This window comes from Paraburkholderia sp. BR10923, assembly GCF_040948765.1.
Taxonomy (GTDB): domain Bacteria; phylum Pseudomonadota; class Gammaproteobacteria; order Burkholderiales; family Burkholderiaceae; genus Paraburkholderia; species Paraburkholderia youngii.
Genome location: NZ_JBFPKO010000063.1, coordinates 1 through 10640, shown reverse-complemented (window position 1 = coordinate 10640; position 10640 = coordinate 1). Strand labels below are relative to the sequence as shown.

At 62.0% G+C, this 10640-nt stretch carries 11 protein-coding genes and 1 pseudogene; 10 read left to right on the top strand and 2 right to left on the bottom strand.

The features are described 5' to 3' along the window. Window positions 1-111: 111 nt before the first annotated feature. A complete protein-coding gene (locus tag AB3X94_RS40305; protein WP_368614377.1) occupies window positions 112-627 on the bottom strand; it encodes an MmgE/PrpD family protein in 516 nt (171 codons plus the stop codon). Window positions 628-989: 362 nt separating this feature from the next. Between AB3X94_RS40305 and AB3X94_RS40300 the strand changes: the two genes are divergently transcribed. Next, on the top strand, window positions 990-1196 hold the full coding sequence (locus AB3X94_RS40300; RefSeq protein WP_368614376.1) for an ABC transporter permease subunit: 207 nt from the start codon (window positions 990-992) through the stop codon (window positions 1194-1196). A 7-nt stretch (window positions 1197-1203) separates the two neighbouring features. Here AB3X94_RS40300 and AB3X94_RS40295 read toward each other — a convergent pair whose 3' ends face one another. Further along, entirely contained in the window at window positions 1204-2595 is a 1392-nt protein-coding gene (locus AB3X94_RS40295) for a PLP-dependent aminotransferase family protein (protein WP_368614375.1), read from the bottom strand. 395 nt (window positions 2596-2990) lie between these two features. On the opposite strand from AB3X94_RS40295, the gene AB3X94_RS40290 reads away from it, so the two are divergent. The 9 genes and pseudogenes from AB3X94_RS40290 to AB3X94_RS40250 all read left to right on the top strand — a co-directional run bounded on the left by AB3X94_RS40290 (window position 2991) and on the right by AB3X94_RS40250 (window position 10598). Then, complete coding sequence (locus AB3X94_RS40290) at window positions 2991-3473, top strand: MSMEG_0572/Sll0783 family nitrogen starvation response protein (protein WP_013093336.1); 483 nt, start codon at window positions 2991-2993, stop codon at window positions 3471-3473. Between the two features lie 18 nt (window positions 3474-3491). Then, window positions 3492-4511 carry a Nit6803 family nitrilase gene (locus tag AB3X94_RS40285; RefSeq protein ID WP_368614374.1) on the top strand — a complete coding sequence of 340 codons (1020 nt, stop codon included), beginning with the start codon at window positions 3492-3494 and terminating at the stop codon, window positions 4509-4511. Next, on the top strand, window positions 4483-5613 hold the full coding sequence (locus tag AB3X94_RS40280) for an MSMEG_0568 family radical SAM protein (RefSeq protein WP_368614373.1): 1131 nt from the start codon (window positions 4483-4485) through the stop codon (window positions 5611-5613). Before AB3X94_RS40285 ends, AB3X94_RS40280 begins: the two co-directional genes overlap by 29 nt. 2 nt (window positions 5614-5615) lie before the next feature. Continuing rightward, on the top strand, window positions 5616-6173 hold the full coding sequence (locus AB3X94_RS40275) for an MSMEG_0567/Sll0786 family nitrogen starvation N-acetyltransferase (protein WP_368614372.1): 558 nt from the start codon (window positions 5616-5618) through the stop codon (window positions 6171-6173). A 2-nt stretch (window positions 6174-6175) separates the two neighbouring features. Next, a complete protein-coding gene (locus AB3X94_RS40270; RefSeq protein WP_368614371.1) occupies window positions 6176-7162 on the top strand; it encodes a sll0787 family AIR synthase-like protein in 987 nt (328 codons plus the stop codon). Next, a complete protein-coding gene (locus tag AB3X94_RS40265; RefSeq protein ID WP_368614370.1) occupies window positions 7159-8328 on the top strand; it encodes an MSMEG_0565 family glycosyltransferase in 1170 nt (389 codons plus the stop codon). Before AB3X94_RS40270 ends, AB3X94_RS40265 begins: the two co-directional genes overlap by 4 nt. 23 nt (window positions 8329-8351) lie before the next feature. Beyond that, window positions 8352-8636, top strand: a complete 285-nt coding sequence (locus AB3X94_RS40260; RefSeq protein WP_368614369.1) for an MSMEG_0570 family nitrogen starvation response protein — start codon at window positions 8352-8354, stop codon at window positions 8634-8636. Window positions 8637-8706: 70 nt separating this feature from the next. Further along, window positions 8707-10008, top strand: a complete 1302-nt coding sequence (locus tag AB3X94_RS40255) for an MSMEG_0569 family flavin-dependent oxidoreductase (protein WP_368614368.1) — start codon at window positions 8707-8709, stop codon at window positions 10006-10008. A gap of 237 nt (window positions 10009-10245) precedes the next feature. After that, window positions 10246-10598: pseudogene (locus tag AB3X94_RS40250) on the top strand (DUF1428 domain-containing protein). The last annotated feature ends 42 nt before the right edge of the window (window positions 10599-10640 follow it).

The following is a 10640-nucleotide window of genomic DNA, read 5'->3' as shown; positions in this document are numbered from 1 at the left end:
AAACCCGCACCTTCGTCAGCTGCCATCGCCAGCGTCTGCTGCTTCATCCTGTTCTGCCTTCCTTATCCACTCCGCTCTATAACGCTCCGAGTAGCTATGCGGTGGACTTGATCAGCAATGCCTTAGATCCCTGCCGCTGACATTGCCGAGCAAATCGGTTACGGCTAAGGCGGCCGGAATCGTGATGACCGAGGGGTGCATGAAAGACCGCTCATAGGTATCGTCATAGTCGAGAGCGTCAGCCATGATTGCATTGACGCGAGCAGCATCCTGGGCGGGAACCTGAATGCTGGTACCCCAGATTGCGGCTTCGCGCTTACCGGCCATATCGATGGTGAACTCGCGTATCTCTTTGGCTCCTGGCTCATTGGTGCCCCCTAGCGCCGCGCCCACTGTGTCCAGAATCTGATTCTTGGTTATGGCAATCACCGCGCTCGGCAGGTTGTCATAGGTGGTCTGCAAACAATAGTCTGCAAGGGCAACGATGTCATCCGGACCAGCGGCGCTCTGCGCTGGAGGCTTCTGTGCCACCGTCGCATCAGCATAAGCGGACGCGGGAGTCAGCACCAATCCGCCGACCGATGCAATTGAGGTCTGGATAAATGATCTGCGATTTAGTTTGTTCATTTTGTTTTCTGAAACGGGGCCGGTGAACAGTGCATCCGCCTCTCGATCATTACGGACGATGAACGCAAATCCACTACCGTGTATTCAGGCCCAACATAGCAGCGACGCGGGTGCGACCAGCAGGGTCACGTCTTCATTTTAGTATGTGCATTTAGACGGCTGTTTCGTATACATGGATATTATGCAATGCAATTGCGATGTTGCACCTGCGGGCCAATGACGCAAATAGGTAAATCCCCGCAGGCGGATCGTGTGCTGGAGTCGGCCGGTTATCCTGTGAGTTCGTTGATCGCGAATCGTCTACCGCGCTGTGGGCAGTCGCCGCCGCCGACACGTGGCAATGGTTCCCGTTCACGATGCTAATGGTGCTGGCCACATTGCAGACCATTCCCGACGATCCGCTCGAAGCGGCGAGCCTCGATGGCGCAGGGCGCTGGCAATTGTTTCGCTATATCGTGCTGCCATCTCCCGCCGCCCGGCGGCGCAGGCGCGCCGCAGTCGTTTCTGACGACCAAGCTGTCGGGCTGCATGGACTTTCAACGCAGGGTCCGAAAGCTCTAACTGCATGAAGCAGGCTTACATCATCGGAATGTGCAGATGATGCGGATCGTTCAATGTCTGCGCCACGCACTGCAGCGCGTACCGACAATCGTCTCTGTCTTGCGGGCCCCCGAGACAGAGCCTGATTGCATTCGGCGGATTGCCGTCCGTGGAGAAAGCAGGGCCCCCCACCGCGCCAACGCCCTGGTTGCGCAATTGCAGCGCGAGCTCGGGCGCGTTCCAGTCGCAATGCGGAGGAATCCGCAACCATAAATGGAAGCCATCGTCGTGCGCGTCGTAGTGCCAGTCGGCTAGTTCCTGTGCCACGATCGCCTGGCGCGCATTGGCTTCTTTGCGGATCGCGTCGAGCATTTCATGTGCGGTCCCGTCATTGACCCATTGCGTTGCCAGCATCACAGTGAAAGGACTCGGCATCACAGTCGTGGCGCGCAACGCGCCCGCCACACGTTGTGTCTGCCGCACAGTGGGCGCGCGCAGATAGGCGACACGCAAGCCCGCACCCAGCGTTTTAGAAAAGCCGGTGACATACCACGTCAATTCGGGGGCGAGCGTGGCAAGTGCCACAGGCTTGTTTGATGGCAGCCATCCGTAGGCATCGTCTTCGATGATGGGGACGCTGTAGCGCAGCGCGACATCCGCGAGCGCCTCGCGCCGCTGTAACGACAGCGTGAGCGTGCTCGGATTCTGCAGCGTAGGGTTGCAGTAGAACGCGCCCGGTTTTTCGCTCCTGCAGAGCGCTTCGAATGCATGCGGCAGCGGACCTTCGTCGTCGCGCGGCAGTGGCTGCAGGCGCACACCCATTTGCGATGCGATCGCCTTGATGCCCGGATAGGCGAGCGTATCGAGGCAGATCGTGTCGCCCGGTCGCGCAAGCTGCGATACGAGCGCGACGAGGGCACTGTGAATGCCGGGACACACCAGTACCGTACCTTCTTCGCAATCCGGTAAGCGTTGCTTGAGCCACGCTCGGCCGGCCGCGCGATCGTCGGGCGTTCCGCCGAAGTCCTGGTAACGCAGCAGGCGATAGGGATCGGTATGCGCGAGCAGGCTCGCCGCCGATTCCCGCAACCGTGCCGCAAGCTCGGGGGGCTCGGGCGGCATGTTCATCGACATCTCGACACTGCTTCCGCCGGCAAGCGGCAAGGTCTGCGTACGTCCACGCACGAAGGTGCCGCTGCCCGCGCGGGCATCGAGCAGGCCGCGCTTGCGCGCCTCCGCATAGGCGCGCGCGATGGTCGTGTAGTTCAGATGCAAGGCACCCGCAAGATCGCGCAATCCGGGCAACCGGTCGCGCGGACGCAGACGTCCGCTCGCCAGATCCTCTTCGATCAGATCCGGTATCACGAGATACGCCGGCTTGCGGCTTTCGGTCAGCCGTTTGAGCCAGTGATGCGTGAGACTGTCCATGCCAGTAATTCCCAATGCGGATTCCTGATTGCCTTTATTCAAAAGTAGCACAGCGTTCTCCCGAAAAATAATCGGTATTGGTTCAATTCAAGACTTGATCGCATTGATCGGACCGTGCCCGCTTAAGGGGTAGTGCGCACCAAGCAGACGCGAACGATGCGCTTTCGCTGCCCAAAGACGGTGCGCGAGCAAATTTGCAAATAGTCTGAAAAGCCCGTCGAACAAGGCTCCTAAAGAAATTTTTCGGATCGCTCGAACCATCCTGTTCTGATTGATTGGAAGTTGATTGCATGAACCGGGCCGGAAATTGGCACATGCGTTGCAATAAACGATTCGCCATCCGGTTCTTTCCGGTTGAGCAATCCGATCAATGACACGACTTGTTGGAGAGCGAAATGCCCGCCGTCAATCAACCTCTGCATCAGAAAGGCGACTACCTGGTCGACTACGAAGAGAAGGTCTTTCCCGACGTCAAGGCCGAGCCCGGTGAAAAAGCACTGGTGACGTTTCATACGGTCGCATTCGAAGGATCGATCGGCTTCGTCAATCTTCTGCAGGCGACGCGCCTTCAGCGCAAGGGCTTCGATACGTCGGTGCTGCTCTATGGCCCGGGCGTGACGCTGGGCCTGCAACGCGGCTTCCCGACACTCGGCGACGAAGCGTTTCCCGGTCATCTGAATTTCAATAACCAACTGGTCAAGTTCATGGCGGAGGGCGGCAAGGTCTATGCGTGCCGCTTTGCATTGCAGGCACTGTACGGTCACGGCGAGGCGTCGCTGATCGAAGGCATCCGGCCGATCAACCCGCTCGATGTGCTCGACCTCCAGTTGCTTCATCGCAAGGAAGACGCGCTGATCATCCACACGTGGACCGTTTGAGCGCGCCGGGTGCCGATCATGTCCGAGCAACGAATCATCCGTGCGGCGGCGGTGCAGATTGCGCCGGAGTTCGAGCGTCCCGGCGGCACGCTCGAGAAGGTGTGCGCCGCCATCGACGAAGCCGCGCAACAGGGCGTACGGCTGATCGTTTTTCCCGAGACATTCGTGCCGTACTACCCGTATTTCTCTTTCGTGCGTCCGCCGGTAGCGTCGGGCGCCGATCACATGCGTCTCTATGAGCAGGCCGTCGTCGTGCCGGGGCCAGTCACTCAGGCTGTGTCGGAACGTGCGCGGCGTCATGCGATGGTCGTCGTGCTCGGCGTCAACGAGCGCGATCACGGCAGCCTGTACAACACGCAACTCGTGTTCGACGTCGACGGTCGCCTCGTGCTCAAGCGCCGCAAGATCACGCCGACGTTTCATGAACGGATGATCTGGGGACAAGGCGACGCCGCGGGCCTCAAGGTTGCGCACACGGGCATCGCACGGGTCGGCGCGCTCGCGTGCTGGGAGCATTACAACCCGCTGGCGCGCTATGCGCTGATGACGCAGCACGAAGAGATCCATTGCAGCCAGTTTCCCGGCTCGCTCGTTGGTCCGATTTTCGCCGAGCAGATCGAGGTCACGATCCGTCATCACGCGCTCGAATCGGGCTGCTTCGTCGTCAATTCGACGGGCTGGCTCAGCGAAGCGCAAATCGAGTCGGTGACGACCGACCCTAAGCTGCAACAGGCGCTGCGCGGCGGTTGCATGACGGCCATCGTTTCGCCCGAAGGGCAGCACCTTGCCGAGCCGCTGCGCGAAGGCGAAGGGATGGTCGTCGCCGATCTCGACATGGCGCTGATCACCAAGCGCAAACGCATGATGGATTCGGTCGGCCACTATGCGCGCCCTGAATTGCTCAGTCTTGCCATCAACGATCGCCCCGCGACGCCCGTCGCGCCGATGTCTGCGGCGTTTGTGACCGCGAGCGCGGACCTTGGGTCCGAAACCACGAGTGGAGGTCAGGATGAATGCCAGCATGAATCTCTCGTCTGAGGGCGCAAGTGCGCGCGAGATGATGGAATTGCGCACGGAGTTGCAGTCGGCGGGCCTGCGTCTCGTCGATCCGAGCGCGGGCGCCGCCAGCCGGCGTGGTGGCGCGGGACCTTCCGACCACAAGGCCGTGACGGTCGATGGCGTGACGATCATGGTGCCGGTGCACACGAGCTCGGCGTGGAATTCGCCGTTCGTCGCCGGCGTGCCCGACGAAGCGGGCGAAAGCGCGCTGATGCGCGGCACGATTCCGATTGCGAACATCACTTTCCCGAAAGCGCCACGCTTCACGCGGCTGCAAACGCTCGACGGCGTGCCCTATTCGCACATCGCGACGCTGCACGGAACAGATGTGCTCGCTACGACGGTGCTGCAAACCTGCATCCGCTACGAAAGCCGCAAGAAGACATGCAAGTTTTGCGCGATCGGCCAGTCGCTCGCGGCGGGTCGCACGATCGCGCGCAAGACCCCGGAGCAGTTGGCCGAGGTCGCGCGCGCCGCAGTCCTGCTCGATGGCGTCAGGCACATGGTGCTCACGACGGGCACGCCACCCACGCCCGATCGCGGCGCGCGGATTCTATGCGAGAGCGCGTTCGCGATCAGGGCGGCCGTCGATCTGCCCATCCAGGCGCAATGCGAGCCGCCCGACGACGACCTCTGGTTCGAGCGAATGAAGGCGAGCGGCATTGATACGCTGGGTATGCATCTCGAAGTGGTGAGCCCCGAAGTGCGCGCCCGCGTGATGCCGGGCAAGGCGAGCGTGCCCATTTCGCGTTACATGGAAGCGTTCAGGGCGGCTGTCGCGGTGTTCGGCAGGGGGCAGGTCAGCACGTACATACTCGCGGGTCTCGGCGATACGGCCGAGGCGATCCTGTCGATCTCGCGCGAGTTGATCGACATCGGCGTCTATCCGTTCGTCGTGCCGTTCGTGCCGATCAGCGGCACGCCGCTCGAAGATCACCCCGCGCCCACGCCCGAGTTCATGAAGTCGATACTCGCGCCGCTCGGCGCGATGCTGCGCGATGCGAAGATGCGCTCCGCCGACATCAAGGCCGGTTGCGGAAAATGCGGCGCGTGCTCGTCGCTGGCATCGTACGAGGTCTAGCCATGTACTGCGAAACCTTCGACGAATCCGACGCGTTGCCACTTGCGTTCACGCCGGCCGAATACCGCGTGAAATGGGCCACGCTGCCATGGGAAAGCAACGAAGCGTATGCACTGCGGCGCGCGGTGTTCTGCGTCGAACAGGGCATCTTCGTCGGCGACGACCGCGACGACATCGACCATCACGCGAAGCTGCTCGTCGCGCTCAGCTGCGTTGCCGGCGTACCCGAACAGGTGGTGGGGACGGTGCGGATTCACGCAACGCAGCCGCGCACGTGGCTCGGCTCGCGCCTCGCGGTGCACGCCGCGTTCCGTTCGCACGGCAAGCTCGGCTCGACGCTGATCAGGCTGGCTGTCAGCAGCGCGCATGCGCTTGGATGCGAGACCTTTCTCGCGCATGTGCAGAGCCAGAACGTACCGTTGTTCCGGCGGCTGAACTGGCAGACGGTCGCGGAAGAAACGCTGTTCGGCCGGCCGCATCACCTGATGGAGGCGGATCTCGCGCATTACCCGCCGTGCCATACGCCGGAGAGCGGTTTCGTCACGTCGTGGCGGGGGTGATCATGAGCCTGCGCGATCTGGTCGAACGCATGCGCGAAAGCCGCGGCTTTCGCCACAAGACCGACATAGCGGGCGTGGTTGCATCGCTGGCGGCGCATTTGCCCCATGGTGCGCGCGATCTCGCCCAGGCCGTCGCAGTGGGAGACGACTGTGCGGCGATTGCCGATGGCGACGGTTATCTGCTCTTTGCGATCGAAGGGCTGGTGTCCGATTTCGTCGCGTCGATGCCCTGGTTCGCGGGCTATAGCAGCGTGATGGTCAACATTAGCGACGTCTACGCGATGGGCGGCCGGCCGCTTGCGGTGGTCGATGCGCTGTGGAGCGACGGGCTCGGCGCGGCCGAAGAGATTCTCGCGGGTATCGCGGCGGCATCGCGCGCGTATGGCGTCCCCGTCGTCGGCGGCCATAGCAATGCGCGCAGCGCTCAGCCACAACTGGCGGTGTCGATTGTCGGCCGCGCGCACAGGCTGCTGTCCAGTTTCAACGCGCAGCCTGGCGATTGTCTGATCATGGCCGTCGATCTGCGGGGCCGTTTCGAAGATCCCTATCCATTCTGGAACGCATCGGTCGGCGCACCGGCGCAACGCTTGCGCGGCGATCTCGAACTGTTGCCGCTGCTCGCGGAAAGCGGTCTTTGCGATGCGGCGAAAGACATCAGTATGGCGGGGGTGCTCGGCACTTCGTTGATGCTGCTCGAATGCTCGGGCGTCGGTGCGCGCATCGATCTCAACGCGATTCCGCGGCCAGCGGAGGTCGATTTCGAACGTTGGCTCAACGCGTTTCCGAGCTTCGGCTTCCTGCTGTCGGTTCGCGAAGAACATTGCGAAGCAGTCATTGCGCGCTTCCGGCAGCGCGATCTGGCTTGCGCAACGATAGGGCGCGTGCACGCATCGCGCGAAGTCGTCGTGATGCAAGAAACGGATGCCGCGCTGCTATGGAGTTTCGGCGATGGCCCTTTTATCGGTGCCCCAGCGCCGTTGTCAGCATGAGCGCCACGCCATTGCGCATTGCGCTCTTCACGCACTCGGTGAATCCGCGTGGCGGCGTCGTACACACGCTCGAACTCGGGCGCGCGCTGCAAGACGCAGGGCACGATGTGACGATCTTCGCGCCTTCGGTCAACGGCGCGCGGATGTTTCGTGCTTCGCCGTGCCGGATCGTGCTCGCTCCGGTCGATGTGCACGGCAACGATACGGTAGCGATGGTGCAGATGCGCATCGACGCGCTCAAGGCCGCATTGCGCGCCGACGGACCTTCGGGCTTCGACATTCTTCACGCGCAAGACGGGATCGGCGGCAATGCGCTCGCCGAGCTTCGTCAGGAAGGGGTGATACGCGGCTTCGTGCGTACTGTCCATCATCTCGATGCGTTCAGCGATCCTCGTTTGATCGAATGGCAGCGGCGCGCGTATGCGGATGCCGACGCGGTCTTCTGCGTCAGCGAGACATGGACGCGCAGGATGCTGAAGGATTACGGCACCGCGGCATCGACCGTGAGCAACGGCGTCGATGTCGAGCGTTTCCGGGCCGCCGACGCGGGGAACGATACGACCGCGCTCGCGAAATTCGGAATCGGTGGTGCGCCGGTCGTACTGGCGGTGGGCGGTATCGAAGCGCGCAAGAACACACTGCAACTTCTCGACGCGTTTGCTTTGTTCCGACGCACGCACACCGATGGGCAACTGGTCATCGCAGGCGGCGCAAGTCTGCTCGACCACGACGTTTATACACGGCGATTCGTCGAGCGGGCCACGCAATTGAACCTCGCGATTGGACGAGGCGAGGCAATCGTCGTCACGGGCGCGCTGCACGACGAAGAGATTCCCGCATTGATGCGACGTGCCGATGTCGTATCGATGGTGTCGCTGTGCGAGGGTTTCGGGCTTGTCGTGCTGGAAGCGTTAGCCGTGGGGACGCCCGTCGTCGTCTCGCGGATCGAGCCGTTTACGGAGCATCTGAATGAGCGCGTCTGCTGCTGGGCGCAACCTGACGACGCGGGCAGCATCGCGCAAGCGCTGCAACACGCGCTCGACCGGCGCGGGGGCATCGACTTCGAGTACGCGGTGCCCGACCTGCTGAATCGCTTCAGTTGGCGCGAGAGCGCCCGCCGCCATATCGGTTTGTACCGGCGCTATGCACAGCCCGCCGCCGCCTGAATCTCTCTTTCAAAGGAAACGCGATGCCTGTCATGCATTTCAGGGTCCGGTGGCCGGACGGCACCGAGGCCAACTGCTATTCGCCCTCGACCGTAGTCGGCGAATACTTCGTTGCCGGGCAGCGCTATGCGCTCGACGACTTCGTCGAACGGGCGCGCGAAGCGCTTCATATCGGCTCGGAACGCGTACGCGAGAAGTACGGCTTCGCGTGCTCGGCTGCGATGGACCAGCTTGCGCAGATCGAGGCGCAGGCGGAGCGCTTCGCCTCGGATGCGCAGGCCAAGGTGCATATCGTCGAACTTTTGTGAAACCAGAGTGCCGCTCGCGTCACGAGCAGGACGGCGCGCCGGCCCATCCAATGAACAGCAGGAACGAATCATGTCGAACTCGAATGCGATGACGCAAACCGGATCGAACCAGCCTCCGCACTATACGGTTATCGTCGTAGGCGGCGGTCAGGCTGGTCTGTCGATCAGTTTTTATCTGAAAGAAGCGGGCATCGATCATCTCGTCATCGAGAAACACACGCTCACCCATACGTGGCGCTCGCAGCGCTGGGACGCTTTCTGTCTCGTCACGCCGAACTGGCAATGCGCGCTGCCCGGCTATCCGTATCGCGGCGACGATCCGCACGGCTTCATGAAGAAGGACGAGATCATCGCGTATCTGGATGGATTCATCGAAATGGTCGATGCGCCCGTGGTCGATCATACGGAGGTCAGGCGCGTCAGGTGTCAGCATGACGGCAGCTATGTGGTGTCGACGTCGAATGGCGAATTCACGGCCGATCATGTGGTCGTCGCATCGGGTGGCTATCACACGCCTATCGTGCCGCGGATGGCGGAACGCTTGCCGCACGGCATCGTGCAGTTGCAGTCGTCGCAGTACCGCAGTCCGCAGACCTTGCCCGAAGGCGCGGTGCTCGTCGTGGGATCGGGGCAATCCGGCGCGCAGATCGCGGAGGACCTGCAGATCGCGGGTCGCAAGGTGTATCTGGCGGTCGGCGAGGCGCCGCGTTGCGCGCGCTTCTATCGCGGCCGGGATGTGGTGGATTGGCTCGCCGACATGGGCTACTACGAGATGCCCGTCGATCAGCATCCGTTGCGCGAAGGCGTGCGGGACAACACGAATCACTACGTCACGGGCCGCGACGGCGGCCGCGATATCGACTTGCGACGCTTTGCGCTCGAAGGAATGGAACTGTACGGCCGGCTTGACGATGTGCGCGACGGCCACCTTCATTTCGCGCCGAACCTGACCGGCAATCTGGAAAGCGCCGATGACACGTACAACCGCATCAATGCGAGCATCGATGCCTTCATCGACAGAGAGGGCATCGACGCGCCGCCGGGCGTGCCGTATGAACCCGTGTGGAAGCCCGAAGGCGAACGCACGTCGCTCGATCTGGCGGCGAGCGGCATCGGGTCGATTATCTGGTGCATCGGGTTCACGCCGGACTTCAGTTGGATCGACGCCCCCGTATTCAATGGACGAGGCTATCCTGCCCACGTACGCGGCGTGACGCCGCAAGCCGGGTTGTATTTCATCGGCTTGCCGTGGCTGCATACCTGGGGGTCGGGCCGCTTCTCCGGCATTGCGCGCGATGCGGCGCATGTCGTCGATGCGATCCGCTCGGCAATCGGTGTATCGCATACCGCATCGGCGAGTCTCGCTGCGTGAAGCTGATTCATCGCGTTCGAAGAAGACGATCGTCCCGGCTTCAAAACGATAAACGGGATCGCTTATACAGAAGGGACCATGCCCTGAAAGCGCCGCTTAGGGTCGAAGCAGGCTATCGGTGCAAGGGAACCGACTATTGTCGATTTCTTGACTCCCCGCTCGTCGTACGTATGGGCGGTCGTGTTGCGATGCGCTGCCGACCGCACCTATGGTCCGTATGGGAAAAGGAGTTTCCGAATGACTTACGTCGATGGATTTGTTGTCCCCGTGCCTACAGCCAACCGCGAAGTTTACAGACAGTTCGCCGAAAGAGCGGCGGCCGTCTTCAAGGAGCACGGCGCGTTGAAGGTGGTCGAATGCTGGGGAGATGACGTGCCGGAAGGCAAGGTGACGTCGTTTCCAATGGCGATCAAGCGCAAGGATGATGAGACAGTGGTGTTCTCCTGGGTTGTCTGGCCGTCGCGTCAGTCGCGAGAGAAGGAATGAAAGCGGTAATGGCCGACCCGCGGCTGCAACCAGATAAAGATCCAATGCCTTTTGACGGCCAGCGGCTAATTTATGGCGGTTTCGAAACGATTGTCGACGCGTGATGGCAGAAAAACATGGCGTCGGTTCGCGTTGAGACGCGAACC

Bases quoted from the DNA above. Each gene is read 5' to 3' on its own strand.
- AB3X94_RS40305 (WP_368614377.1), bottom strand. From the start codon at position 627: ATGAACAAACTAAATCGCAGATCATTTATCCAGACCTCAATTGCATCG.
- AB3X94_RS40300 (WP_368614376.1), top strand. From the start codon at position 990: ATGGTGCTGGCCACATTGCAGACCATTCCCGACGATCCGCTCGAAGCG.
- AB3X94_RS40295 (WP_368614375.1), bottom strand. From the start codon at position 2,595: ATGGACAGTCTCACGCATCACTGGCTCAAACGGCTGACCGAAAGCCGC.
- AB3X94_RS40290 (WP_013093336.1), top strand. From the start codon at position 2,991: ATGCCCGCCGTCAATCAACCTCTGCATCAGAAAGGCGACTACCTGGTC.
- AB3X94_RS40285 (WP_368614374.1), top strand. From the start codon at position 3,492: ATGTCCGAGCAACGAATCATCCGTGCGGCGGCGGTGCAGATTGCGCCG.
- AB3X94_RS40280 (WP_368614373.1), top strand. From the start codon at position 4,483: ATGAATGCCAGCATGAATCTCTCGTCTGAGGGCGCAAGTGCGCGCGAG.
- AB3X94_RS40275 (WP_368614372.1), top strand. From the start codon at position 5,616: ATGTACTGCGAAACCTTCGACGAATCCGACGCGTTGCCACTTGCGTTC.
- AB3X94_RS40270 (WP_368614371.1), top strand. From the start codon at position 6,176: ATGAGCCTGCGCGATCTGGTCGAACGCATGCGCGAAAGCCGCGGCTTT.
- AB3X94_RS40265 (WP_368614370.1), top strand. From the start codon at position 7,159: ATGAGCGCCACGCCATTGCGCATTGCGCTCTTCACGCACTCGGTGAAT.
- AB3X94_RS40260 (WP_368614369.1), top strand. From the start codon at position 8,352: ATGCCTGTCATGCATTTCAGGGTCCGGTGGCCGGACGGCACCGAGGCC.
- AB3X94_RS40255 (WP_368614368.1), top strand. From the start codon at position 8,707: ATGTCGAACTCGAATGCGATGACGCAAACCGGATCGAACCAGCCTCCG.